The 24,069-nt window shown below is 68.0% G+C and carries 25 protein-coding genes; 13 read left to right on the forward strand and 12 right to left on the reverse strand.

Translation table 11 applies throughout. From position 1 onward, the window contains the following. The first annotated feature begins 28 nt into the window (after positions 1-28). Positions 29-619 carry a TetR/AcrR family transcriptional regulator gene (locus tag ACWEWT_RS03010; protein ID WP_452555569.1) on the forward strand — a complete coding sequence of 197 codons (591 nt, stop codon included), beginning with the start codon at positions 29-31 and terminating at the stop codon, positions 617-619. A 16-nt stretch (positions 620-635) separates the two neighbouring features. Here the strand turns inward: ACWEWT_RS03010 and ACWEWT_RS03015 are convergent, their stop codons facing one another. The 4 genes from ACWEWT_RS03015 to ACWEWT_RS03030 all read right to left on the reverse strand — a co-directional run bounded on the left by ACWEWT_RS03015 (position 636) and on the right by ACWEWT_RS03030 (position 3,103). Continuing rightward, the gene (locus tag ACWEWT_RS03015; RefSeq protein ID WP_452555571.1) at positions 636-920 is read right to left on the reverse strand and encodes a cytochrome C oxidase subunit IV family protein; all 285 of its coding nucleotides are present in this window, start codon (positions 918-920) and stop codon (positions 636-638) included. 4 nt (positions 921-924) lie between these two features. After that, positions 925-1,527 (reverse strand): cytochrome c oxidase subunit 3, encoded by a 603-nt coding sequence (locus tag ACWEWT_RS03020; RefSeq protein ID WP_452555573.1) that lies wholly within the window; start codon positions 1,525-1,527, stop codon positions 925-927. 65 nt (positions 1,528-1,592) lie between these two features. Beyond that, on the reverse strand, positions 1,593-2,363 hold the full coding sequence (locus ACWEWT_RS03025) for a hypothetical protein (protein WP_452555575.1): 771 nt from the start codon (positions 2,361-2,363) through the stop codon (positions 1,593-1,595). Beyond that, positions 2,360-3,103, reverse strand: coding sequence for a hypothetical protein (locus tag ACWEWT_RS03030; RefSeq protein ID WP_452555577.1), 744 nt, complete (start codon positions 3,101-3,103; stop codon positions 2,360-2,362). The genes ACWEWT_RS03025 and ACWEWT_RS03030 overlap by 4 nt, the downstream gene beginning before the upstream one ends. A 333-nt stretch (positions 3,104-3,436) precedes the next feature. Here ACWEWT_RS03030 and ACWEWT_RS03035 point away from each other — a divergent pair, with 333 nt between their 5' ends. Genes ACWEWT_RS03035 through ACWEWT_RS03075 form a run of 9 tightly spaced genes read left to right on the forward strand, consistent with a single transcriptional unit; the run spans position 3,437 to position 12,650 of the window. Continuing rightward, positions 3,437-4,303: an MlaE family ABC transporter permease gene (locus ACWEWT_RS03035; protein WP_452555579.1), complete on the forward strand. Its 867-nt coding sequence runs from the start codon at positions 3,437-3,439 to the stop codon at positions 4,301-4,303. Further along, the gene (locus ACWEWT_RS03040; protein WP_452555581.1) at positions 4,303-5,154 is read left to right on the forward strand and encodes an ABC transporter permease; all 852 of its coding nucleotides are present in this window, start codon (positions 4,303-4,305) and stop codon (positions 5,152-5,154) included. Before ACWEWT_RS03035 ends, ACWEWT_RS03040 begins: the two co-directional genes overlap by 1 nt. Before the next feature lie 4 nt (positions 5,155-5,158). Then, positions 5,159-6,442, forward strand: a complete 1,284-nt coding sequence (locus ACWEWT_RS03045) for an MlaD family protein (protein ID WP_452555583.1) — start codon at positions 5,159-5,161, stop codon at positions 6,440-6,442. Further along, positions 6,439-7,476, forward strand: coding sequence for an MlaD family protein (locus ACWEWT_RS03050; protein ID WP_452555585.1), 1,038 nt, complete (start codon positions 6,439-6,441; stop codon positions 7,474-7,476). Before ACWEWT_RS03045 ends, ACWEWT_RS03050 begins: the two co-directional genes overlap by 4 nt. 4 nt (positions 7,477-7,480) lie before the next feature. After that, entirely contained in the window at positions 7,481-8,524 is a 1,044-nt protein-coding gene (locus ACWEWT_RS03055) for an MCE family protein (RefSeq protein ID WP_452555587.1), read from the forward strand. After that, positions 8,521-9,630 (forward strand): MlaD family protein, encoded by a 1,110-nt coding sequence (locus ACWEWT_RS03060; protein WP_452555589.1) that lies wholly within the window; start codon positions 8,521-8,523, stop codon positions 9,628-9,630. The genes ACWEWT_RS03055 and ACWEWT_RS03060 overlap by 4 nt, the downstream gene beginning before the upstream one ends. Then, positions 9,630-10,742 carry an MlaD family protein gene (locus ACWEWT_RS03065; protein ID WP_452555591.1) on the forward strand — a complete coding sequence of 371 codons (1,113 nt, stop codon included), beginning with the start codon at positions 9,630-9,632 and terminating at the stop codon, positions 10,740-10,742. The genes ACWEWT_RS03060 and ACWEWT_RS03065 overlap by 1 nt, the downstream gene beginning before the upstream one ends. Then, positions 10,739-12,025, forward strand: a complete 1,287-nt coding sequence (locus ACWEWT_RS03070) for an MlaD family protein (RefSeq protein ID WP_452555593.1) — start codon at positions 10,739-10,741, stop codon at positions 12,023-12,025. The genes ACWEWT_RS03065 and ACWEWT_RS03070 overlap by 4 nt, the downstream gene beginning before the upstream one ends. A gap of 10 nt (positions 12,026-12,035) precedes the next feature. Continuing rightward, positions 12,036-12,650 carry a hypothetical protein gene (locus ACWEWT_RS03075; protein ID WP_452555595.1) on the forward strand — a complete coding sequence of 205 codons (615 nt, stop codon included), beginning with the start codon at positions 12,036-12,038 and terminating at the stop codon, positions 12,648-12,650. A 75-nt stretch (positions 12,651-12,725) separates the two neighbouring features. On the opposite strand, the gene ACWEWT_RS03080 is transcribed toward ACWEWT_RS03075, so the two are convergent. The 5 genes from ACWEWT_RS03080 to ACWEWT_RS03100 all read right to left on the reverse strand — a co-directional run bounded on the left by ACWEWT_RS03080 (position 12,726) and on the right by ACWEWT_RS03100 (position 18,284). Then, the gene (locus tag ACWEWT_RS03080) at positions 12,726-14,063 is read right to left on the reverse strand and encodes a lipase family protein (protein WP_452555597.1); all 1,338 of its coding nucleotides are present in this window, start codon (positions 14,061-14,063) and stop codon (positions 12,726-12,728) included. A 281-nt stretch (positions 14,064-14,344) separates the two neighbouring features. Continuing rightward, a complete protein-coding gene (locus tag ACWEWT_RS03085) occupies positions 14,345-14,794 on the reverse strand; it encodes an SgcJ/EcaC family oxidoreductase (protein WP_452555599.1) in 450 nt (149 codons plus the stop codon). A 115-nt stretch (positions 14,795-14,909) separates the two neighbouring features. Beyond that, entirely contained in the window at positions 14,910-15,974 is a 1,065-nt protein-coding gene (locus ACWEWT_RS03090; protein ID WP_452555601.1) for a fused (3R)-hydroxyacyl-ACP dehydratase subunits HadA/HadB, read from the reverse strand. Between the two features lie 124 nt (positions 15,975-16,098). Beyond that, entirely contained in the window at positions 16,099-17,172 is a 1,074-nt protein-coding gene (locus tag ACWEWT_RS03095) for an alpha/beta hydrolase (protein WP_452555603.1), read from the reverse strand. A 779-nt stretch (positions 17,173-17,951) separates the two neighbouring features. Continuing rightward, positions 17,952-18,284 (reverse strand): histone-like nucleoid-structuring protein Lsr2, encoded by a 333-nt coding sequence (locus ACWEWT_RS03100; RefSeq protein ID WP_452555605.1) that lies wholly within the window; start codon positions 18,282-18,284, stop codon positions 17,952-17,954. Between the two features lie 130 nt (positions 18,285-18,414). Between ACWEWT_RS03100 and ACWEWT_RS03105 the strand changes: the two genes are divergently transcribed. After that, the gene (locus tag ACWEWT_RS03105; RefSeq protein WP_452555607.1) at positions 18,415-19,389 is read left to right on the forward strand and encodes an MsnO8 family LLM class oxidoreductase; all 975 of its coding nucleotides are present in this window, start codon (positions 18,415-18,417) and stop codon (positions 19,387-19,389) included. Between the two features lie 48 nt (positions 19,390-19,437). On the opposite strand, the gene ACWEWT_RS03110 is transcribed toward ACWEWT_RS03105, so the two are convergent. Continuing rightward, entirely contained in the window at positions 19,438-20,343 is a 906-nt protein-coding gene (locus ACWEWT_RS03110; RefSeq protein WP_452555609.1) for an alpha/beta fold hydrolase, read from the reverse strand. Positions 20,344-20,494: 151 nt separating this feature from the next. Continuing rightward, a complete protein-coding gene (locus ACWEWT_RS03115; protein ID WP_452555611.1) occupies positions 20,495-21,385 on the reverse strand; it encodes an alpha/beta fold hydrolase in 891 nt (296 codons plus the stop codon). Between the two features lie 171 nt (positions 21,386-21,556). Between ACWEWT_RS03115 and ACWEWT_RS03120 the strand changes: the two genes are divergently transcribed. Continuing rightward, the gene (locus ACWEWT_RS03120) at positions 21,557-22,468 is read left to right on the forward strand and encodes an LLM class F420-dependent oxidoreductase (RefSeq protein WP_452555613.1); all 912 of its coding nucleotides are present in this window, start codon (positions 21,557-21,559) and stop codon (positions 22,466-22,468) included. A 20-nt stretch (positions 22,469-22,488) separates the two neighbouring features. Here ACWEWT_RS03120 and ACWEWT_RS03125 read toward each other — a convergent pair whose 3' ends face one another. After that, on the reverse strand, positions 22,489-23,394 hold the full coding sequence (locus tag ACWEWT_RS03125; protein WP_452555615.1) for a universal stress protein: 906 nt from the start codon (positions 23,392-23,394) through the stop codon (positions 22,489-22,491). 174 nt (positions 23,395-23,568) lie between these two features. Between ACWEWT_RS03125 and ACWEWT_RS03130 the strand changes: the two genes are divergently transcribed. Beyond that, positions 23,569-24,066 carry a GNAT family N-acetyltransferase gene (locus ACWEWT_RS03130; RefSeq protein WP_452555617.1) on the forward strand — a complete coding sequence of 166 codons (498 nt, stop codon included), beginning with the start codon at positions 23,569-23,571 and terminating at the stop codon, positions 24,064-24,066. The last annotated feature ends 3 nt before the right edge of the window (positions 24,067-24,069 follow it).

Consider the following 24,069-nt stretch of genomic DNA (forward strand, 5'->3'; position numbering starts at 1 on the left):
CACCGCCGCTGGTCGGTAGCCTCTGTACATGCGTACCGAAACCCCACCCCAGCGTCCGTTCAGCGCGACCGCGTGGACCGGGGCGCAGCGGCGCATCATGGCGGCGGCGCTGGAGCTGATCGGCATGCACGGGGTCAGCGGTACGTCGTTGCAGATGATCGCCGATACCATCGGCGTGACCAAGGCGGCGATCTACTACCAGTTCAAGACCAAGGACCAGATCGTGATCGCCGTGACCACCGGCGAATTGGCGATTCTCGAGGACGCCCTGCTCGCCGCGGAGGCCGAACCGGATCGTCTGCAGGCCCGGCGCGTACTGCTGACCCAGGTCATCGATATGGCGGTGCAGCGCCGGAAATGGGTCAGCACACTGACCAGCGACCCGGTGATCGTCCGGCTGCTGGGGGAGCACGAGCCGTTCCGGGCATTCATGAGCAGGCTCTACGCAGTACTGCTCGACGAACGCGACGACGACAATCTGGCAAGAGTCTCGGCCGCGGTACTGTCGGCCGCCATCGCCGGATCGGTGGTCAACCCACTGGTCACCGACCTCGACGACGAGACGCTGCGGCGCACGCTGATCCAGCTCACCCAGCGGATGCTCGATCTGCCGGACTGAACCGGGCCGCGCGGAGTCACCACAGATAGATTCCGAGTACCGCACCCCAGACCACGATCAGCCAAGCGTCGGTCGATACGCGCAACCAGCGCGGTCCGGTCCCGACCTCCAGGAAATACCGCAGGACGAGGCGGGTCTTCAGCGCACCGAGCAGAATCGCCGCGACGGTTACCACAGTGCTGGGCGAGACCGGCGCGGCCGAATGGCCGGGGGCCAGCCACCACGACAGGACGGTCGTCGCGGAGAGCGCGAGCCAGACAATCGTGATGACGCGGACGGAGTCGGGGCGCTGACCTGTCACGATGTCACCTCAGGACGTACAGCAGGGCGAAGATGACGATCCAGAGCAGATCGACCAGATGCCAATAGAGCGCACCGGATTCGACCATCGCGATCCGGTGGCGGCCGGACGGGCGCAGCTCGCGGACGACCAGCCCCAGAATGAGCAGTCCGAGCCCGACATGGAACAGGTGGACTCCGGTGAGCATGTAATAGAAGCCGAAGAACTGATTGTGCGCGAGTGTATGACCGCCGGTGATCTCCGCGGACCATTCGTAGCTCTTCGCCGCGACGAACGCGACCCCCAGCGCCGCCGCGGCGTAGATCAGCCGGCGCGCGCTGCGGGCCTGGCCCCGGCGCGCGGCCTGTACGCCACAGGCCACGAACCAGGAACTGGTCAGCAGGAGCACGGTGTTGACGGTGCCCACCGTGAGTTCGAGGTGCTGCTGGGCGGCCAGGAACTCGGCGGGTTCCAGCGCTCGGTGGACCATGAAGATGACGAAATAGGACCCGAAGATGACCAGATCGCCCAGCACCATGACCCACATGGCATTGTCGCCGGGCAGTCGTGCACCCGGTGGCCGGGTGGGCCGGTCGGTGGTGCGGGCCGGGAGATCGGTATCGGTCATGGGGTGTCCTCGTTCCCGCGTATCGACGTTCCCGCGTATCGATGACCGGCGGCCGGGCCGGACGCTCATGGGACCGGTGGTTCGTCGGCGGCCTGCAATTCACCGGCGCGGCGCAGGAAGGTGATCACGCACAGCAGCCAGCAGCCGAATACCGCTGTCCCGGTCCAGAACGACATCGAACCGTTCCAGGCGAAAGGCCCGGCGTGGAAGACGAATACCGGTACCGCCAGGATTTCGGTGACTATCTGCCAGACAGTCACGTAGCCGAGCCAGGTGGGAAATATCCGGTTCCGGTCGTAGAAGATCGCGAGCGCGAATCCGAAATACGCGGTGACGAAACAGCCCAGTGAACCGACATAGGACAGGCAGCCCAGATCGTAGAGCAGCGCCGTGATTTCCGGATCACGTGTGGGCCGGTACACCGCGACGAGAAAGCAGAACGCGACGAGCAGGCATCCCGGGAGTGCGCCGACCGCCATTCCGGCCAGGTAGATGTAGGCGCATACCGAACCCGCCGACATTCGCTTCATATGGTAGACGACGACACCGTTGGCGATTCCCGCACCGCCGATCACCAGCAATAGTGCCGCGAATCCGATCTGAATGGTCACGGTGTGTTCGAGGAAGAAATCCCGCATCTGCGGCGTCGTGATATCGGGGCGCGGTGGGGGCATGACACGGGTGAACAGAACGAAGATGATTCCGAACGCGGTATAGAAGATCGGAACGATGCCGAAACATAGCCATACATCGCGCTTTCCGGCAGGTGCCGGTCGCGCCGCGAGGCGCCGGATGGGCTCGGCGAGCCGGGTGCCGATCGGCGGGTCGCCGTTCACGACGCGACGCTCCGCGCCGCGGCCTGTTCCCGTAACGTCGCCCGCAGTACCACGAACATCACCAGGATGAACAGTGCGAACGCGCTGTTGCGGAGCCAGAACGATACCGCGCCGTCCCAGGCCAGTGGGCCGTTGGTGGTGACGGCCGCACCGACGGCCGGCGCCATGGCCACCGCGGTGAGCACGGCGTAATGGCCCACCCAGCGCGGGAATACCGGTCGCGGACCGGAATCGAAATAGACTGCCGCGGCGAGGAGTAGATTCTGGGCCACGAGGATGCCGACCGGGGCGATCAGGATTATCCAGGCCATATCGTTGAGCAGCAGGATCAGTTCGGGGTCGCGCTCCGGCCGGAAGGCGGCCACCAGAAAGCAGATATCGGCCAGGGCGAATATGGTTGCGCCGCTGACGGTCGCGGTCAGATAACAGTAGGCGAGAACATGGCTCTGGGTGACCATTCGTTTCATCTGTACGACGATGACCGTGAAGAACGGCACCAGCATGATTCCGCAGAGGTTGAAGGTGATCATGCTGAATCCGATGAGCGCCCGATTGTCCCGGTAGAACGCCGCGACCTGGTCCGCGCTCATATCCGGTGACATCGGCGGCCGGAATCCCGGGAACGCCAGGAACGCGACCACGAGGATCAAACCGGTGATCGGGCCGGTCCACGCGCAGATCGATTGGATTCTGATATCCGTGGTGGAGGTCGGAGCGACGGGTTCGGCGAGGGTGGGCATGGAACCTCGATTCGATGGGCGCATCGGTTCGCGCCCGGTCCGTGGCGGATTCGTCCGCCGCGTCACCGGGGCCGCCGGCCGCTTTCTAGCCGATCGGCTAGAAGGGATGGTAGGGCCGGATCGCGCGAAAGTCGATCCCTCGATCGGGTTCCGTGACCGGCGGTATCGAACGCCTCTGGGGCTCGGTAACTTTTCTAGCCGATCGACTAGTACGGGACCGTCTCATGGGCTAGCCTGCTGCAAACACCTTCGAGCACACAGGGATAGACCGAGCCGACCGGGTCCGGCCGATCGGCGCTACTCGATCACCGGTCGACGGTGCGAGGAGTTTTTGTGAACAGGTTCGATGCGATCGAGGACAGCGCAGACACCGCCTCCGCAACTCGGGAAATAACCGATTGGTTCCGCGGCTATCGTGACCGGCATCCGGTCGCCGCACTGGAAACTCTGGGCCGGCAGGTCCTCATGGGCGGCGCGGCGCTGCGATACCTGGCCGAAGATTCGGTACGCGGCCGCTTCCCGGTCCGCGAATTCGTCGAACAGGCCGCCTTCATGGTCCGGACATCGTGGATCCCCACCGTCGCGGTGGCGCTACCGGTGAGCGCGACCCTGTCCATTCAATTCGGTTTGCTCGCTGGGCAGATGGGGGCCTCGTCGCTGGCCGGCGCGGCGAGTGGCCTGGCGGTGATCCGGCAGTCGGCCCCGATGGTGACCGCGATCCTGCTCGCGGCCGCGGTGGGCTCGGCGATCTGCTCGGATCTGGGCGCGCGGACGATCCGGGACGAGATCGCGGCCCTGGAGGTCATGGGCGTCTCGGTGCTGCGGCGGTTGGTCGTACCGCGAATGGCCGCGGGAATCGTGGTGGCCGTGGCGCTGACCGGACTCAGCTGTTTCATCGGATTCCTGGCCGGCTATCTGTTCAACGTCTACGCCCAGGACGGCACCCCGGGTAGTTTCATGGCGACGTTCTCGTCCTTCGCGACCGCGAGCGATCTGTATCTCGCGATGGTGAAGGCCGTGGTCTTCGGCATGATCGTCACCATCGTGGCCTGTGAGAAGGGCCTGGCCACCGCGGGCGGCCCGGGAGGCGTGGCGAATTCGGTGAACGCCGCCGTCGTGGCCTCGATGATCCTGCTCATGGTGGTGAATGTCGGCTTCACCGAGATGTACACGATCCTCTTCCCCCGGACGACATTGTGATGGCCGCGCCGTACCGTTATCCGGGGACCCGGACAGCACGCGCGTTCGCGGGTCCGCTGCGCCTGTTCACCGGGCTCGGCCATATGATCACCTTCTTCGTCCGGGCAGTGGTGTCGATACCGCTGGCGCTGCGGCACTACACCCGAGAATCGCTGCGCATCCTCTCGGATGTGACCTGGGGCAACGGATCGCTGGTCGTCGGTGGCGGGACCGCGGGGGTCATCATCGTGCTGGGGTCCGCCGCCGGGGCGATCGTAGGTATCGAGGGCTACAGCGCGCTGAAACTACTCGGGATGGAACCCGCCACCGGGATGATCGCGGCCACCGCCGCCACCCGCGAGCTGGCCCCGATCATGGCGTCGATAGCGTTCGCCTCGCAGGCCGGATGCCGGTTCACCGCACAGCTGGGCGCGATGCGGATCGGCGAGGAGATCGACGCCCTGCACGCCGTCGCCATTCGGCCCATTCCGTATCTGGTCTCGACCCGGCTGCTGGCCTCCATCGTCGCGATCGTTCCGCTCTACCTGGCGGCGCTGGCCGCCGATTATCTCGCCGTGGACCTGTTCGTCCGGATCTCCGGTGGTGATGCCACCGGAACCTACGAGCACTATTTCACCCTGGTACTGGGCAGTGCGGATATTGTCTATTCGCTGGTCAAAGCCGTTGTCTTCGTGATCATCACGACAACCATCCAGTGCTACTACGGCTATTACGCGACCGGCGGGCCGCAAGGAGTGGGGATATCGGCGGGGCGCGCGATGCGTGCCGCCATCACGGTGATGATCTCGGTGAACCTGCTGCTGACGCTGGTGTTCTGGGGATTCGACGCCGGTTCGAGGATCAGCGGGTAGACCTGTGGCGACCGTATTCGAAGCAGACGACCGGAATCTGCCCGGCTGGAAACTGGTGGTGCGCGGTATCGCGTTCGCGGTGGTGGTGGCCGCGGCCGTCGCGGCCGGTATCGCGCGTTCGCAGGGTGCGTTCGAGCAGACGGTCGGTATCACCGCGATCATGACCGATATCGGGGACGGATTGCCGGTGAAATCCGATGTCAAGTACCGGGGAGTGCTGGTCGGCACGGTCACCGGGATCGAGCCGTCGGGGGAACGCACCAGTCGGGTGCGTATCGACCTGGAACCGGGACATGTGGGCGGAATCCCGGGCACGGTCACCGCACGGGTGGTGCCCAGCAATGTGTTCGCGGTTCCGTCGGTGCAGCTGGTCGACAACGGTCCCGGCCCGGCGTTGCGCCCGGACGCGGAGATCCCACAGGACCGCAGTGCGGCGACAGTCCGGCTACAGACTTCGCTGACCGCGCTGAGCAGTATCGCCGCGGCGGCCGGACGTTCCCCCGCCGATCCCATGGTCGGGGTCCTGGAGACGGTGCGGGCGGCCACCAGCGGCCGGGGCCCGGAAATGCTGCAGGCCGCCGCCCAGCTCGAGCGGATCGTGACGGCACTGAACGAGGTGGCCGCTCCCGATGGAAACGCCTCGACTCTCGCGGCGCTGTCCGAGGCGCTGACCGGTCTGCGGTCCTCGGCTCCCGATCTGCTGGACGCGGTCAATCGGGCGACCGTGCCGATGCAGACCCTGGCGCAGCAACGCACGCAGTTCGCCAACCTGCTGTCCGGCGGATTGGTGACCGCGGAGCAGGTGGGCGGCGCGCTGCGGAACCACACCGGCACAATCACCGGGATCACCGGCGGGATGGCGCCCGTTCTCGATGTACTGGCCAGGGGCAGCCCGAATTTCGTCCAGATGACAACCTCCCAGCGCAACCTCTCCCAGCGGTTCGCGACCGACTTCTGGCGGCCCGAATCGCAGAGTGCCACCGGGAAGATCATTGTCGAATTCACTCCGCACAAGCTGTACAGCCGGGCCGACTGCCCCCGGTACGGCGATCTCGCCGGCGCGAGTTGTGCCACCGCGCCGGAAGGCCCGGCAGCGCTACCCGGCACCGCCGCCCCCGTCGCACTGGACAGCGGTGGAACGGCCGGGGGACAGGCCGAGCGGGACCGGATCGCCGCGCTTCTCGGCGCACCTCCGGACACGCTGACCCAGTTGCTGCTCGGACCGCTGGTCCGGGGTAACGATATCCGGGTCACCGAGGTGCCCGGTGACCCCGGAGGTCCTCGATGAGTACACGGCGGCCGCTGCTCGGCCTGGCATTGTTCCTGGCCGTATCGATGGTGCTGACCTGGATGGTGCACACCACGCTGCAGCGCGAGATACCCGGGCCCACCAGTACGTATTCGGCACTGTTCACCGATGTCTCGGGGTTGCGGCCGGGCGACGACGTCCGGATGGCCGGTGTACCGGTGGGGCGGGTCGAGACGATCGAGATCGAGGGCACCCACGCCCGGGTGACCTTCGAGGTGGCGCGGCAGCATTCGCTGTACGGCAATACGCTGGTCTCGGTCACCTATCAGAATGTGATCGGGCAGCGCTATCTCGGACTGTCGCTCGCCGATTTCGGTGATCCCCGCCTGCTCGAACCGGGCGCCCGGATCCCCGTGGACCACACCGAACCCTCGTTCGATCTCTCCGAACTGCTCAACGGATTCCAGCCGCTGTTCCATCTACTGGACCCGCAGGATATCGACAATGTCACCGATGCCCTGATCCGCGCACTACAGGGCGAGGACAGCGCGATACCCGCCCTCATCGCGCAGACCGCGACCCTGGCACGCTCGTTCGCCGGCCCCGACCAGATCCTCGGATCGGTCATCGACAACCTGAGCCGGGTGGTGGGCGAACTCGGGCGGCAGAGCACCGGCCTGCGGACCACGATCACCCAGGCCCGCCGGATCTTCGACGGCCTGGCGGCGCGCCGCGACACCCTGCTCACCCAGACCGGCGATATCGCCGCCGTCCTGGATCGAGCTGCTCATGTCGTGCAGGGCGCCGCCCCGGCACTGGACCGGTTCGTCGACCGGCAGCCCGGTTTCGCCCGGCACTTCATCGAGAACAGGGAGCAGTTCGCGTATCTGGGCTTCAATATGCCGCTGCTGCTGAAATCGCTGGCCCGGATCACCGACCAGGGCGCGTATCTCAACGCCTACGTCTGCGATATCGGGTTCGGCATCCTGCCCGGGATCGACCCGCTGGTCGAGCAGATCCTGGCGCTCGCCGCGCCCAGCGGGCAGGTCGAACATTCCGCGATGTGCAGGTGATCTGATGAAACTACCCGGACGAGCCGCGCGCGCCGGCGCACGGGCGCACCCCCCGAGCCCGCTCCGGGTCGGGATCCTCGCGGTGAGCGTTGTCGCCGTGGTGCTGCTGGGCACAGTGTTCGTCAACTCGCTGCAGCTGGGAAAGATCACGTACCGGGCGGATTTCGCCCAGGCCGCGGGTATCGCCGCCGGTGATTCGGTGACCTACGCCGGGGTCCCCGTCGGAACCGTATCCGGTACGCGGCTGGCCGGTGACCATGTGGTGGTCACCATGAAGATCGAGCGCGACGTCCGGCTGGGCGCCGATACCCGTGCCGCCGTCAAACTGACCACGTTGCTCGGGTCACGGTATATCGAACTCCGGTCCGACGGCACCGGGTCGTTGCCCGACAGAGCGATCCCGCTGGCGCAGACCGTCGTTCCCTACAACCTGGAAACCGCGCTACAGGACGCGACCTCGACCTTCGCGGCGGTCGATGCCGACCGGATCGCCCAGTCGATGACGACCCTCGCCGAACAGTTGCACGGCCTGCCACCGCTGGTCCCCGAGGTGCTGCAGGACGTGCAGTCGTTGTCGACGGTGATCGCGCAGCGGCGCGAACAGATCGGTACCCTGCTGACCAGTACCGAGCAGGTGACGACCGTACTACACGATCAGCAGGCCGATCTCGCCTCGCTCGTCGCCGCGGGCCGCTCGGTGCTGCTGGAACTCGCGGACCGGCAGGCGGCGTTACACCGGCTGCTGGACGCCACCGCGACCCTGGTCGCGCAGCTCGAGCCGATCGTGGTGGGCGATCGCGCGCAACTGCAGGCCCTGCTCGACGATCTGACCGAGATGACCGGGATGATCGCCCGGCACGACGATCTACTCCGCAATCTGCTGCAGATCCTGCCTGTCCCGTGGCGGCTGTTCGCCAACGCCACCGGGACCGGGATGGAGTTGTCGGCCAACGCTCCCGACGGCGCGTTCGTCGACACCTTCATGTGCGCGTTGAGCGCGCGCGCCGTACAGCTGGGCAAGGCCCCCTACCGGGAGGACTGCGAATGAGACTCCTGCTGCGCCGGACGGTGCTCGCGATCATCGTGGTCGCCGCCGCGGCGCTCGCCGGTTGTTCGGGTGGCCCGCTGCAACCCGCCGATACCGTCATCACCGCCCGCTTCGAGAACGCCAACGGACTGTTCCGCGGAAACGCCGTATCGGTCCTCGGAATGCGGGTCGGGGAGATCGCCGGTATCCGGCCGCGCGGTTCCGGAGTCGATATCGACCTGCGGATCGACGGATCGATACCCCTGCCGGCGGATGTGCGCGCGGTCGCCCTCTCGGATTCGGTGCTCACCGACCGCCGCATCGAGTTGACCCCGCCGTACCGGGGTGGGCCCGAACTGCCGGAGCACGCCGTCCTCGGCGCCGAACGCACCGCGGTCCCGGTCGAATTCGACAGTCTGCTGGCGATGGCCGATAAGCTCACCACTGCTCTCGGCGGGGACGGCCACGGCGGCGGACCCGTGGCCGACGTCATGGGCCTGGGCACGGCGGTGACCCAGGACAACGGCGACCGGATGCGTACCGCCCTCGGCGAACTCGCCGCCGCGCTGCGGCTCGGCGCGGACGACGGGGCCGCGACCCGCGCGGCACTGACGACGGTCGTGACCGATCTCGATTCGCTCACCGCGCTGGCCGCCCGCAACGATGCCACGCTGCGGGAATTCGGTTCCGGCATCCATCAACTCGCCGATCTGCTGGCCGGCGAAGGGCTGGGCACGGGGGATACCGGTGCGCGCCTGAACCGGATCCTCGGCGCGGTGACCGCGCTGCTGCAGCAGAACCAGGACAAGATCGCCGCGCTCGCCGGCAATTCGGGTGTTCTCACCACGTCGCTGGCCGCGTACAACCGCAATATCGCCGAATTCCTCGATGTGTTCCCGCTGGTCACCGATAACACCTACAACGCGATCGACCAGAACATCGGAGCTGTCCGCGCCACCGTCGATATCAACCGCTTCCTGCTGGACGGACAGATGGTCAAAGAAGTCTGCAATCTGCTGCATCTGACGAATCTCGGCTGCGATACCGGAACCATGCGGGATATGGGCCCGGATTTCGGAATCACCGCGATCCTGCAGGCCCTCGCGGACGCCGAGGGGGGCCGCTGATGATCCCGGGCTCCCGGATCCGGTACGCGGCCGTCGCCGTCTCGATGGCGTTCGCCCTTGCGCTCAGCGGCTGTGCGGTCAGCCTGGACCGGCTGCCGCTGCCCGCGCCCGGCCTGGGCGACGGATCGTATTCGGTGCGTGCCACTTTCGCGAACGCGCTGAACCTGCCGACCAAGGCGAAGGTGAAACTCGACGGTGCCGATATCGGCCAGGTGGAATCGATGGAGGCGAAGGACTACACCGCCGTCGCGACACTGCGGATCCGGCTCGGCGTGCGCCTACCGGTGGGCACGACCGCCGAACTGCGTTCGGCGACACCGATGGGTGATGTGTTCGTCGCGATGACACCACCCGGGGACGCGCCGCCCGACGGACCCGTACTCGCGGACGGCGCCGAGATCCCGCTCGCCGCCACCTCCGCGGCCGCCACGATCGAGGAAGTGCTCAGCCGTGCCTCGCTACTGGTCGGCGGTGGTGCCGTCGAGAATCTGACCCAGGTGATCACCGCGCTGGGGGAGTACACCGACGGCCGCGGCCGCCGGCTCGCCGATCTGCTGGCGCAGACCCGGCAGCTGCTCACGACCCTGGCGAACCGGTCCGGCGAGATCCGCGCCGTCCTGGCCGATACCGCCGACCTCAGCGCGGCGGTGGCCGCCCGGCAAGCCGAGATCGGTAACGCCGTGGCCGCCGCCGGACCCGCGCTGAGTGTGCTCGGCGACAACACCGAAGCCCTGCTGGATCTGGTGGACCGGATCAATACGATCACCGGGCAGCTGGCCCGGTTCCCGTCACTCCAGGGCACCGGGCCCGGCGGTATGGTCGCCGATATCGACGCGCTGGCGGCCGGTATGAACGCCGCGGCGCTCAATCCCGAAGCGGATCTCGACGTCCTCAACAGTGTGCTCGCCATCGTTTTCAAGGTCACCACCGCATCGTCGGCGAATGTCCGCGCCGATATCGTCCAGCTGGCCCTCGGCGCCGCCCCCGATCCCAATTTCCCGGGCGACTCCGGCGCCCGGCCACCGGAGCCCGGCGACTGGACGGCGTTCGTGGGTTCGCTGCGCTATATGCTCGACCGCCTGGGTGGCCGCGTGCTCGGAGCCCCACGATGACCCGGGCCGGTGGCGCCGGGAGCCGATGGGAACGCCCGGCCCGGGCCGTGGTCGTATCCGTCCACGCCGCGCGGCGGCACCGCACGCCGGCCTCCTTTCTCGGTCTGCTGCTCGTATTCCTCACCGGCGGTGGATATCTGATGATGGGTGCGCTCGATACCGACCCGTTCGCCGACCGCTACCGGATACGAGTGGAACTCGTGGAATCCGGGGGACTGCTGCCCGGCCAGGACGTGACGCTGCGGGGTGCCCGGGTCGGCGAGATCCTCTCGGTCGAGGTGGCCGGGGACAAGGTGATCGCCGTGGCGGCCGTCGACGGTGACACCAGGATCCCGGCCTTGGGGGTCGTACGGGCGGCCGCGCTGTCCGCGGCCGGCGAACAGTATCTGGATTTCGTGCCCGCCGGGGATCACGGCCCGTATCTGGCGGCCGGCGAAACGGTCACCGCCGATCGGACCTCGAGTCCGATTCCGCTGTCGCGGATGCTGGAGAGCCTGAGCGCGACACTGAGCCAGGTGGATCCCGCGCAGTTGCGGGCCATCAGCCGGGAACTCGGGGTCGGCGTGGCCGGTCCGGACAAACTCGCGGCCATCATCGACGGCGGTCTGTTCATGATCTCGACGCTGGACGGAGTGCTGCCGCAGACGGTGAACCTGCTGCGTAACAGCAAGGTCGTCCTGACCACGCTCGGCGATTCCGGTGCCGGACTGCGCGATACCGCCGCCGATCTCTCGGCGACGCTCGGTGGCGTTGCCGGAATGAGCGGTGGATTCACCGAACTGGTCGGCACGGCACCGCAGACCCTGACGGCCGTGGACTCGATCATCGAGACGAATTCGCCGACAATGGTCGGGCTGCTCGGCAATCTGACCACCGTGACGCAGATGGCTCAGGTCCGGGTGCCCGCGTTCAACGAGTTCTTCTTCCCGACGCAGCGCGCGGGATCGGCGCTCGACGCGATCACCTCGGTATTCCACGACGGCTCGGTCTGGGCACTGGTGAGTATCTATCCGCGGCGCCAGTGCGATTACGACGTGCCCCGGCGGCCCGGCACCGTACCGGACTTCCCCGAGCCCTACCTGCACACCGACTGCACCGATCCCGATCCGGCGCTGCTGCCCCGGGGCGCCCGTAACGCCCCTCGGCCGCCCGGATCCGACAGCGGGTCGCCGCCGCCGGGTGCGGATCCGCTGGCGACCGCCGATCCCACACCGAGCGGGCCGAGCACAGTTCCCACCCCCTACGGCGGGGCCCCGGCGCCGTCGTACGTGCCGCCCAATTAGGAGATTCCCGATGACGCGATCGGCCACCGAGGAAGCTGGAACGAGCACCGAACCGGAAGTACAGTCCGGCCCCGCGCAGCCGGCTCCTCCGGATGACGGCGATACCGGCACCGATGCGGCCGGCGACCCGGTGTCGCGCCGGCCGCGGATATGGCGCCGGGCTGCTCTCGCGGCACTGGTGCTCGGTCTGGTGGCGACCACTGTCCTGTCGGTGCTACTCGGCCGGCAGTGGCAGGACCGGCGCGATATCGACCGCGCCGCGGCCGCGGCCCTGGGCGCGGCGCAGCAGTACGCGGTCGTGCTGACCAGCATCGACGCCACCCATATCGACCAGGATTTCGCGGCGATCGAGGCGGGCGCCACCGGCGAGTTCAAGGATATGTACGCGCAATCGGCCCAGAATCTGCGCCCGCTGCTGGTCGAGGCCCGATCGGTGAGCAGAGGTCAGGTGATCGCCGCGAGTATCCGGTCGGCGGCCCGGGACGAGGTGGTGGTGATGCTCTTCGTCGACGCCGAGATCACCAACACCACCATGCCCGCGCCCCGGATCGACCGCAATCGCATCCTGATGACGATGAACGATATCGGCGGGCGCTGGCTCGCGAGCCGCGTCGAGCTCGTATGAGGCGGGCCCGGATACCGCACTGCGATATCCGGGCCCGGGTGACGATCGGCGCTATGGGTTCCCGCCGTTCGGCTCTCAGTTCATGGTGCAGCCGGACACCGGCTTACCGGCCAGCCGATCCAGCAGATAGGTGATCGCGTTGTCGGGGCCGAAACCGTCGATCATCTCCGGACCGAAATGTCCCGGGATGGTGGTTCCGGGCAGTAGCGGCGGGAGTTCGTTGGTGCGGAAGGTGACCGTCGCGCCCGCGGCGCACCAGTCGTCGGCGAGTTGCCGGGCCTGGTTGTAGGGGACGGTGTCGTCGTTGCGACCGCTGGTGATCAGTACCGGTGAGGTGGGCGTGAGCGTGCCCACCCGGAGTTCGGCCAGCGCGGGGGCAGCCTCCGGAATCGCCTGCAGATGGGTACTGAGCGGTTGCCCGTCATTGGTCAGCGAGCTGGTCTTCAGGAACGGGTAGTGCGTGATGACATCGCCGATGCAGGCATCGCTCAGTGCCGCGAGGGTGTCGCGGCCGTGCTGGTTGGTCACCCGGTCGACCGCTTTCCCCAGTTCGGGATAGCGGGCCAGCAGCCCGTTGATCGCGAAACCGATGGCGCCGCCGATGAGCGCCCCGTCGATCCGTTCGAGGATCGCGGCGAGGTCCGCCACCGGACCACCGGCCCAGGTGCCCTTCAGGTTCAGTTCCGGTGCGTAGTCGGGCAGCATCTCGGCTGCCGCCGCGACCGCGCCGCCGCCTTGGGAGTAGCCCCAGAACACGAGCGGGGTATCGGGTCCGGCGCCCGCGAGGCTGTTGGCCGCCCGAGCCCCGTCGAGTACGGCATGCGCCTCTTCGATCCGGTTGGCGTAGGTATGGATTCCGGGAGTGCCCAGTCCGATGTAGTCGGTCACCAGAACACGTGCGCCGAGCCGGCTCCATACCGCCGAGGACGGCAGCTCCTGGTTCGCCGACAACGACGGCGACGGATCGGTGGTGACGGTGATCCCCGTCGAGAAGGCCTTCGACATGGCGCATCGATCGCCCTGGCCGGAGGTTCCGGGACCGATCACCACGGTCGGGCGCGGACCCGCACCCAGCCACGGGCCCGCAGCATCGATATAGGTACCGGTAACGGCCACCGGCGACCCGTCCTGCAGCCGGGTCGTGTACATGATGTGGTCGGCCTTACCGGGCCATCCCTGGTCCGAGGGAAGCGTGGCCAGCAGCGACATCGGCTGGGTCCGGATCACCGTGCCCGGTTCGGCCGGAATCTGCTCGGGTGGAGTGTAGAAACTCTCCGGGGCGGCCGCGGCCTCCGGTCGATCGGTCGCTACTGCCGCCACCGCGGTGAGACAGGCCGCCGCCACTGCCGCCGCGGTGATCCGGCCCGCCCATCCGCGCGCGCCCGGCCGGAAACGCCGTCGTTGTCCGAACATCGATAACTCTCCATGTTGTCCGCCCCGGAACCCTTCTCCGAGTTCTGGGTCACATCGACGGCTCGCTATGATCTGTGCCATCGGCGTGACCTACTGGACAGTAACATGCCCGGGTCGGCGCGAACGCGGCTCGGTGGCGGGGTGCGCCCGCCGCCGCCGCGCCCGAACCGGCGACCCGGAAACCCGATGCCGTGCAGAATGTCCGGTAACTCATGGGCCGCGCGCGATTCGATTCGATACGCCGGGCCACGAACCGGGGACGGATCGGGACTACGCGATCGTCAGCCGGCCGCGGGGACCGGCGTATTCTGCCGGGCCGCCACCCACCAGCGCTCGTTCTCCAGCACCAGGACGTACAGGGCGACCATCGCCGGGTCCCGGTCGAGCAGTTGACCGTCGGCGGTCGTGGCCCGTGCCGCCTTGTGGGCGATCGCGATATCCGGACGGAGAAAGACGATATCGGTGACTTCGTAGGAGACGTACTCGTCCTTCAAGAAACCGGCCAGTCCGCGGCGGGCGGCTTCCAGCAGCGCGTCGCGGCCGGTGACGACGGTGCCGACGGCATTGCCGGCGGCGGCGTTCGCGACGAATCCGCTGACCATCAGTTCGGGGTCGTTGGTGTTGTATCCGGTTTCGACATCCGCGATCAGCTGCTCGATCGCGGCGGTATCGGCGGTGTGGTCGGTATCGGAATCGCCGATGACAGGGGCATTGCTGTTGTGCGTACTCACGGGATCATCCTCGAACCTGAAGGTGACTCGAGGTCAAGCGGTCCGGTCGGGAGAGCGGCCCGGCGCAGGTGGCGGGATCGCAACGGGTGGTGGGGCCGCGGTTTCGCGGAGTCGGTCAGCGGAGCTGGACCACCGCGGTCGCGCGGCCGAATACCCGGCGGCCGCCGTGCCGCGCGGTCAAGGCGACGGTCGCCGTCCGTGTCGCCGGGTCCACCGTCTTCACCCTGCCGGAGAACTCGATATCGGCGCCCTCTTCGGTGACATGGACCGGACTGGTCAGCCGTACCGCGTATTCCCGGACCGCACCCGGATCACCGAGCCACGAGGTGACGAATCCCGCGCCGATACCGATGGTGAGCATGCCGTGCGCGACCGGGGAATCCAGTTCGGCCAGCCCGGCCACCTCACCGCTCCAATGGATGGGGTTGGGATCACCGGATACACCGGCATAGTTCACGAGATCACCCGTGGTCAACCGGATGGACCGGGCCGGGAGTTCGTCGCCGGCGGATACGGAATCGAAGGTGCGGGTGTAGTCGCTCACCGGTGCGGAAGGAAGCGCATCGAGTACGAGGTCCTCCCGGAGATCGTGATCCGCCAGCGGCTGCGCCGGCCGGATATCGCGTGCGCTGCCCGGACGGAATCCATGCATGAGAACGGCGGCACCGATCTCGGTGAGATCGGATTCGACACCGGTCCGGCCCACGATGCTGGTGTGCGAGACGAGTACCGGTTCACCGGCGCGGTCGGTGACCAGCGTCCGGAACCCCATCAGATCGCCGCCGAACGCCCGGCGGAACGATTCCAGGCGTACCTCGAAGAACAGCGCATCGCTGTGCCGGATCGGCCGGTAGTAGCGGATCACCTGATCGGTCTGCATGATCTGGCTGAGGTCGTACCCGGTCATGACCGAGGCGAACATCTCCGATTGGGCCAGGAAACCCGGTACCGAGAAGAAGGTCAGCGGCGCGACGAGCCCCCCGTACCCGTAGTCCGCTCCCGCGTCCTCGGACCAGTGGACCGGATGGTGGTCCTGGACGGCGCGGGCGAATTCACGGATCTTCTCCCGCCCGACGACATAGTGGTCGCGGGCCCGGTACCGAAAGCCCACCGGGAGCCCCGGGCCCGCTGTGGAGATGGATTCTCGTATTCCGGAAACGGCAGTATCTTCTGAACTCACGACGCCTCACTTTACCGATTCACGCGATATGTGCCGGGTGAGCAGTCGCGGGGTCCGCCGCGCCGGCCGGCCGATTCCCCGGCCGGCGTGACGAATTCGGTGATCGCGCTACGCACCGGCCCGCTCAGCCGATATTCGCGGAGAGGTCGGGCAACATGCGCACTGCCTGATCGGCCCAGTTGTTCCACGCGTGGATACCGTAGGCCGGGAAGTCGTAGTGCACGTTCTGCGCGCCGAGTGTCGCCATCCGGACCTGGAAGGCGCGAGTGTTCACCAGGGCGAGCGCCTCGAGGCCCATTCCGTTGACGGTGCCGACGCTCGGACCGTCGGTCGCGGAGGGCAGTCCACTCGCCGCCGATACCCAGAGCCGGGTGTTGTTCGCGACCAGCCGGGGCGCGGCGACGAACGGATCGATCCGCAGCCATTTCGGGTCCCAGGGAGCGGCCATCGAATCCACGTTGTACCCACCGGCGTCGATCATGGCCACCCGGATCGCCTCGCGCATTCCGGGCGCCGAGATATTCAGATAGCCCGAGTACGAACCAGCGAAACTGAACTGGCCGGGGTGATCTCCGGCCAGGGTCAAGGCGGCACTGCCGCCCATCGAGAGTCCGAAGACGCCGTTGCGCTGGGTGGCGAAACCGAGCCGGTCCCGCAGCGCGGCGGGCAGTTCACGCGTGAGGAAGGTTTCCCATTTGTAGGTGTAGGACTTGCCGGGGCCCGCGGACAGGGCCTGCAACCCGCCGGAACCCGACGACGACCCGGAAGCCGAACCGCCCGCCGAACCCGATCCGGGCGGTACGCCGAGGAAGGAACTCGGCGCGTTCCAGTCGGTGTAGAAACTGGACTGCCCACCGACCGGCATCACCACATTGATATTCCATTCGGTGAACTTCCGGGCGATATCGGTATCGATCTCCCAGCCACTGAGATCTTCGCGGGCCCGCATCCCGTCAAGGGCGTAGACCACGCGTGAAGTGTTGCCGTCGGCGGCCCGGAACACGCGCGATTTGATCGGACCCATACTGGAGTCCACCCAGAAATCCGCTCCGGCGGGGTCGAAGGCGGCGCGCGCGGGGGCGGCGCCACCGCCGACCAGGGAAACCGTCTGGAGCAGCACCGCGAGGGCGGCGGTGACCAGCCAGAAGGCGCGGCGGTTCAGGGCGACCACCGGCGCGGGAGATAATCGGGTTCGCATCGCGGAGCAGGGCCTTTCGTCCGGGTGAGCACAGGGTCGGGGGTGGCCTGCTTGCGCGGGTCACGCAGTTCCCGACCGGTGCCGAACAGCGCGCGGCCCCCGCCACGGGCTCGGCATACCGTCCGGTTCGTCGTACCCGGGTTACGGTTCGTTACCCAACTGTGATCTGATTCGCCCCGGTGTGGGTTCGGGTATCACCGGTTCCCGACGGACGTGACCAGTGGCGCCCGGAGACAACGCGACCTCCGTTCGCGCTCGCCGGAGGAGTGCTCGTCGTCGAGCCGACCCGATTCCGGGCCCCGCGGGTGTCCGCGTCCAGCCCCCCCACAGATCGCCGCGGCCACCGGCGAAGCCGAAGGTCCGGAAGCCGATGGCGCGGTCAGCCCGCCGACCCGAGCTCGCCCGTGCCGGGTGCGATCGGCCTCCCGCGCGCACTCCGATTCGCGGCGGGGCCGCGAGCGGACAGGTGGTGAGTGCCGCGACCGGATCAGCGGGGCGGCCGGGCACCTCGGGTTCGTCCGGTGCGCGGCCGGCCGGACTGTCTCGATCGACCCTGCCGACGACCTACCACCGGGCGCCCGGTGTGAGCCCGCTGCCGCCCGCCGGGCCGGAAATCTGGTGTGCTGGTCGGCCGAGGACCGGCACGATCGGTGTGTCGACGCCGATCGGCACCGGATACCTGATCCCCGCGACCGTGGCCGTGGGCGACCGGCGCCGGTTCCGCGACCGGCCGTACCGGGAATCAGCTGGCGGCGAACGGAATTCGCGCCGGTGCAATACTACGGATTGGCCTTCTGGTAGGCCTCGGCGATTTCCGCCGAGATCCGGCCCCGGTTGGACACTTCCAAACCGTTCTTACGTGCCCATTCGCGGATCGTCTGCGTCCGGGCATTGTTGTTCGCCGCCTGCGGGCGCTGTTTACCCTTGACCCGGCCACCGGTCCGGCGCGCGTGTTCGGTCCAGAATCCGATTGCGCTGCGCAGCTTTTCGGCATTGTCGGCCGAGAGATCGATCTCGTAGGTGACACCGTCCAGCGCGAGCGTAACGGTTTCCTCGGCAATGGAAGTTCCGTCGTAGTCGTCGACGAGCTCGACGATGACCTTGCGCGCCATACAGTCCTCCGAACGGTGGGCAAACTATCCGGACAATGGTAGCCATAGGTGCTCGCCCACCCGGAACCCGGCAGCGGAGTCGGTCCGGTCGCCGCCGGAAGACCTGGGACACACACGGTGTTCTACGAGCGTGGAATTGTCACTGCTGGACCGGTCACGGACCCGGATCGGCGAACCCGAAGCAGCCGCGTTGCGGCATACCGTCGATCGTGCGGTCGCGGCCGAGCAATCCGGATACCGGCGTTTCTGGGTGGCCGAACATCACGCGGTACCCGGGATCGCGTCCGGTTCACCACCGGTGTTGCTGGCGGCGCTGGGCTCCCGGACATCGACGATCCGGATCGGGTCCGGGGGTGTGATGCTGCCCCACCATCAGCCCTTGGTGGTGGCCGAGCAGTTCCTCATGCTGGAGGCATTGTTCCCGGGACGTATCGATCTGGGACTCGGTCGTTCGCCGGCGTTCACGGCTCCGGTGCGCCGGGCCATGCGCAGGGAGGAGGACGCGCCGGACCGGTTCGCCGACGAGCTGGCCGAACTCCGTGACTATCTCGACGGGACAGGCCCGGTCACCGCGCATCCGGTGAGTGACCGGACAGTTCCCATGTTCGTGCTGGCCACCGGGCAGGGGCTCGCGGTCGCCGCGCGGCTCGGGCTGCCGGCGGTACTCGGCGGACCGCTGCTGGAGAGTCCGGATCTCGCGGCGGCGCTCGCCGCCTACCGCCGGGATTTCCGGCCCGGCCCGCGCGCTCCGCGGCCACGCGTGACGATCGCGCTGGACGTCACCGTCGCCGAGACCGACGAAGCAGCCCGTGCCCTCGTCCTCCCCGAGGCGTGGGCCATGGCCCGCTCCCGGGCGACCGGTGAATTCCCGCCGCTGGAGCCGGCCGCCGCGATCGCGGACCGGCCGTGGACAGATCAGACGCGCCGGCGCGTCGAGGCCACCCTGCGCCACGCGGTGGCGGGAACACCGCAGACTGTGCGCCGTCGGCTCGAAGAGCTCGCCGAGCGGACCGGCGCCGGTGAACTGCTGGCGACCACCTCGACCTACGACCGGGCCGCCCTGGCCGCCTCCGACGCCGCGCTGGCGCGCATCGTCGGCGGCTGACCGCCGTCGCGGCGGAGTCCTATCCGGTCACCGCGGTGGAGGGCCGGGTCAGGGATGGGTGAGGCGGCGGATCTCCGCGGCCACCACGTCGGGTTCGGTGATCGGGACATAGTGACCGGACCCGGGCGCGAGCACATGGCGGCCGGCGGGTGATACCGCCGCGCGGTGGGCGTGCGCAGCGTTGGCGTCGGCGCGGACCCGGGCATTCATACCGTCGCCGGGGCGGCCACCCGAGATCACCGTGGTCGGTATCTCCGCGAGATCGGGCGGCGTTGCGCGCCAGGTGGCGAGTTCGTCGAGGAAGGTGCGGGCCTGGATCGCGTGGGTACGTACGATTCCCGGAGTGAATGCCTCTCGCTCCATATCTCGCCGGACGTCGGCCGGGAGCGCTGCCAGCATCGGGCCGAACATCCGGCGGAGCAGTCCGAGCCGGGCGAGGACGGCCTGCGCTACGAGGGAGAAGCGTTCCACCCGGCGGAAGCCCGGACCGAACAGCACGTCCGCCGCCTCGTCGGCGGGATCGACGAGGACGAGTCCGGCGATCCGGTCCGGGCAGCGGGAGGCGGTGAGCCGGGCGATGACCCCGCCCGCGCTGTGCCCGACGAGGACGAACGGCCCCGGCCCGAAGTGATCGAGTACATCGAGCAGATCCCCGGCCATCCGGTCCAGTGCGCGACCCGCCGGATCGGCCGGGCTCCGGCCCAGTCCGGCCCGGTCGTAGACCACCGCTCGCGCGAATCGGCCGACCGCAGGTTGTACGAGGCCCCACGTGGAGCGCGTCGCGGCGGCGCCGGCTTCGAACACCACCGTGGGAGCCGTGGATTCCGGCGGACCCGGCAGGACCATGGCGTGCAGTGGCCGGCCCTCGCGTGTGCTGATCTCCTCCGGCACACCCTGGGTGTGCCGGTCGGGTTCGGAAGCGAATTCCGTCTCGGCCAATTCGGAGAACCTCATCTATTCCTCACGGCCGGATATGCGAACCGTGGCGGTGGACAGCGGAGTCGGGACAGCGCCCGATACGGCGCCGTGGCGACGCTATCACTCGACTCTGCCCGTCCGTGTTCCGTTGGCGCACAACCCGTCCGGTACCTCGGCGCCCGGGTGCTCACCCCACCCGGGTCGTGTGGAACTCACGAAAGGCGCGCAGCGTATCGACCGGGGCCTCGAGCTGCGGGTAGTGACCCACGCCGGGCAGTTCGACCACATCGGGGTCGGCGACCAGCTGACGATAGCGGCGCACCATCCGCGCGCCCGACACCGGATCGAGTAGGCCGTCGATCAACCGGACCGGAACCTGCGGACGGGTCAGCGCACCGACCCAGCGCTGCCGGTGGGTGCGTCGCTCGGCCATGTAACCCATGAGTTTGTGGCCGTTGCGTTTTCCGTGCTTACTGCACCACAGCATCCAGAACTGGTGCATCTGCTCCTCGTCCGGCCGGGAATCCGGACCGAACACCGCGTTCAGACTGTGCGCGAAGGTCTTCTCGCTGCCGAACCGGCCGACCAGCGGACCCAGCGGGCTCGCCAGCAGCCGCTGGATGGGGCGCGGCCGGTGGGCTTCCGGGAACAGTCCACCGTTGAGCAGGCAGACGGATTCGATCACCAGGGACCGGTCGCCGGCGGCCCGGCGTTCGGCATCCCGGGCCAGCAGCTCCTGGGCCACCGTATCGCCGTAGTCGTGGGCCAGGATGTGGAAACTCTCCACCCCTTGCTCCCGCAGGAGCTGTTCGGTGAGATCGGCTTGATCGACGATGGTGTAATCGTACTGTTGCGGTTTGGCCGACCAGCCGAAACCGATCAGATCGGGGGCCAGTACCCGCTCGAACTGTTCGCACAGCTCCGGCCACAGCGCGTGCCAGTCCCAGGACGCGGTCGGGAAACCGTGTAGGCACAGTAGTGTCCCGGACGATCCGGTACCGCCCGCGCGCCAGAAGATCTGGTGTCCGCGATGGGTGAAACGCGCTCCGTTCGACCGCCAGCTCGCAAACTCGTCCATGGTTCCAGCATGCCCCGCCGCGGGCCCCGGGTCGAGGATGTCACGGGCGCGTCGGCGCGACCTCGCGACGGCCGGAATCGGCCCGGGGCGGGAGTAGGCTCTACGCCCGGAACACACACCGGATAACGGATCCGGTGCTCCCCATCCGACCGAGGGACCAGGAGGCGCACCGTGCGTATCGGCATACTGCTCAGTGAACGGTCCGGAGCCGACGCTTTGCGCCGGCTCGCCGACGATCTCCGCCGGACCGCGGACGAGGGATTCACCTCGGCCTGGCTCTCGCATATCTTCGGGGTCGACGCACTCACCGCACTCGCGGTCGCGGGTAGCCAGGTCCCCGGTATCGAACTCGGTACCGCGGTGGTGCCGACCTATCCGCGGCATCCCGGTGCGCTGGCCCAGCAGGCGCGGACCACCGCGCTCGCAGTGGGCCCGGACCGCCTCACTCTCGGGATCGGCCTGTCCCACCAGGTCGTCATCGAGAATATGTACGGGTACGGATTCGAACGCCCCGCCCGCCATATGCGGGAGTACCTCATGGTGCTGGATCCGCTGCTGGAACGGCGGCCGGTGTCCTTCACCGGTGAAACCCTGAGCGGGAACCTGGAACTCGGTATCCCGGACGAGGGCCGGATCCCGGTCCTGCTGGCCGCTCTCGGTACGCAGATGCTGCGCCTGGCCGGGCGCCGCGCCGACGGAACAGTGCTCTGGATGACCGGACCGGCCACCATTCGTGACCATATCGCGCCGACCATCACCGCGGCCGCCACGGAAGCGGGTCGGCCGCCGGCTCGAATCGTGTGCTCGCTGCCCGTCCTGGTGACCGATGATGTGGCGGGCGCGCGGGCGCGGGCGGCCGAGACCTTCGCGATGTACGGCACGCTCCCGTCGTATCGGGCCATGATGGACCGCGAAGGGGCCGCGGGCCCCGCGGATCTGGCCGTTATCGGATCCGAGGAGCAGGTCGCGGCCCGGATTCGCGATATCTTCGACGCCGGAGCCACCGAATTCGTCGCCTCGGTGTTCGCCGGTGGCGCCGAGGCGCGCCGCACCCGGGAGCTGCTGGCCGGGTTGATCGGCTGAACCGCGGCCGGCGCCACGGCTCAGCTCGGCCGGGTGATCATGACCGGACAGGCGGAATGCTGGACGAGCGACTGACTGGTCGATCCCAGCAGTAGCCCCCGGAACCCGCCGCGCCCTCGGCTGCCGACCACGACGAGTTGTGCGCGTTCGGACCATTCGCGCAGATGCTGCGCGGGTGTCGACGGGTACACCTCACGCTGCACCGTGACCTCGGGATAGCGCTGCTGCCAGCCGGCCAGCCGCTCGGCCAGCACCGCCTGTTCGGCCGTCTGCAGATCCTCGGCCGGGATCTCGATCAATCCGGTGCTGGCGAACTCGGTGAAGGTCAGATCGCTCCAGGTGTGTACCGCGACCAGTTCCGTTTCGCGTTCGGCGGCTTCGGCGAACGCCGCGGCCACTGCCGTATCGCTGACCGGACTGCCGTCGACACCGACGACCACGGGCCCGCTGGTGATGTCCTCACCGTTCTCCCGGACGGCGACGATGGTGCCCCGGCCGTGTGATGCCACCGCCAGAATGGTCGATCCCAGATGGGCGACCGCGCCGCCGCGCCGCGATCCGAGCACCACCATATGGGCCGATTTCGACAGTTCGATCAGCATTTTCGCGGGGCTCTGCTCCGAGAGCAGGGTATCGACCGCGATACCCGGCGCGGCCTCCTGAGCGACCTGGGTTCCCGTCGCGAGTGCTTGCTCACCGTGGGTTTTCAGCGTTTGTACGGCCTCGTCGACCATCGGCTGATAGGCGACCAGCCAGGTCCTGGCGGGGGTCGCGTTCATGCCATAGGCGATGACCAGGCGCCGGCCCCGCCGGGCGGCCACCGTGGCTCCCCAGCGGATCGCCGAATGCGCGGCGGGAGAACCGTCGGCACCCACTACGACGGCAGCGGATACGAGCCGGTGCGGATCGTCTTCGTGTTCGGTCATAGGCCGAGTATCCCTCCGGCAAACGGTCGCGGCGATACTCTCCAGGCGTGTCCCGATAGGGAATGCCGTTGATTTGTTGCTCGGCACCACAAAGTGCGCTACCTGCGTTTTTCGTCGGCGGCGCGCCGTAGTCGACGCTTGTCGAATACCGCGGATTGTGCAGATCATGATCACGTGCTGATATCGGATGGGGTGATCGGGCTACGGCCGATCGAGGTGGCCGACGCCGCCGCGCATCTGGCTGCCCGGGACCGGGAATCGGTGCGCCGTGCTCCGGGGCCCGGAACCCCGAATATCGTCGCCGATTTCGAGCGCTGCGCCGCGGAATGGGCGCAGGACGGTCCGTGCAAGACATTCGGCGTCGTGGATGCCGTATCCCATGCACTGGCCGGAACCCTTGATCTGGCGGTCGAACAGGAATTCCTGGCGAGACGCCAGGCCGATATCGCCTACGGAATCTACGCGCCGTGGCGAGGGCGGGGAGTCGCGGGCCGCAGCGTGGTCCTGGCGTGCCGATACCTGGCCCGCCACGATCTGGCCGACGAAGCGATTCTGCGAATAGATCCGGACAATTCCGCGGCGGTGGCCCTGGCACACCGTCTCGGATTCCATTACCACCACACCAGCGCGGGTCCGGAGGGTCGGCTGGACTGGTTCATCCAGGCGGTCTGAGTC

This window comes from Nocardia sp. NPDC003963 (genome assembly GCF_053605105.1).

What these genes read in the sequence shown, in the direction of transcription:
- ACWEWT_RS03110 (WP_452555609.1), bottom strand. Translation starts at nt 20,343, where the DNA reads ATGAGGTTCTCCGAATTGGCCGAGACGGAATTCGCTTCCGAACCCGAC.
- ACWEWT_RS03030 (WP_452555577.1), bottom strand. Translation starts at nt 3,103, where the DNA reads ATGCCCACCCTCGCCGAACCCGTCGCTCCGACCTCCACCACGGATATC.
- ACWEWT_RS03055 (WP_452555587.1), top strand. Translation starts at nt 7,481, where the DNA reads ATGAAACTACCCGGACGAGCCGCGCGCGCCGGCGCACGGGCGCACCCC.
- ACWEWT_RS03100 (WP_452555605.1), bottom strand. Translation starts at nt 18,284, where the DNA reads ATGGCGCGCAAGGTCATCGTCGAGCTCGTCGACGACTACGACGGAACT.
- ACWEWT_RS03070 (WP_452555593.1), top strand. Translation starts at nt 10,739, where the DNA reads ATGACCCGGGCCGGTGGCGCCGGGAGCCGATGGGAACGCCCGGCCCGG.
- ACWEWT_RS03080 (WP_452555597.1), bottom strand. Translation starts at nt 14,063, where the DNA reads ATGTTCGGACAACGACGGCGTTTCCGGCCGGGCGCGCGCGGATGGGCG.
- ACWEWT_RS03050 (WP_452555585.1), top strand. Translation starts at nt 6,439, where the DNA reads ATGAGTACACGGCGGCCGCTGCTCGGCCTGGCATTGTTCCTGGCCGTA.
- ACWEWT_RS03060 (WP_452555589.1), top strand. Translation starts at nt 8,521, where the DNA reads ATGAGACTCCTGCTGCGCCGGACGGTGCTCGCGATCATCGTGGTCGCC.
- ACWEWT_RS03125 (WP_452555615.1), bottom strand. Translation starts at nt 23,394, where the DNA reads ATGACCGAACACGAAGACGATCCGCACCGGCTCGTATCCGCTGCCGTC.
- ACWEWT_RS03075 (WP_452555595.1), top strand. Translation starts at nt 12,036, where the DNA reads ATGACGCGATCGGCCACCGAGGAAGCTGGAACGAGCACCGAACCGGAA.
- ACWEWT_RS03020 (WP_452555573.1), bottom strand. Translation starts at nt 1,527, where the DNA reads ATGACCGATACCGATCTCCCGGCCCGCACCACCGACCGGCCCACCCGG.
- ACWEWT_RS03095 (WP_452555603.1), bottom strand. Translation starts at nt 17,172, where the DNA reads ATGCGAACCCGATTATCTCCCGCGCCGGTGGTCGCCCTGAACCGCCGC.
- ACWEWT_RS03040 (WP_452555581.1), top strand. Translation starts at nt 4,303, where the DNA reads ATGGCCGCGCCGTACCGTTATCCGGGGACCCGGACAGCACGCGCGTTC.
- ACWEWT_RS03010 (WP_452555569.1), top strand. Translation starts at nt 29, where the DNA reads ATGCGTACCGAAACCCCACCCCAGCGTCCGTTCAGCGCGACCGCGTGG.
- ACWEWT_RS03065 (WP_452555591.1), top strand. Translation starts at nt 9,630, where the DNA reads ATGATCCCGGGCTCCCGGATCCGGTACGCGGCCGTCGCCGTCTCGATG.
- ACWEWT_RS03115 (WP_452555611.1), bottom strand. Translation starts at nt 21,385, where the DNA reads ATGGACGAGTTTGCGAGCTGGCGGTCGAACGGAGCGCGTTTCACCCAT.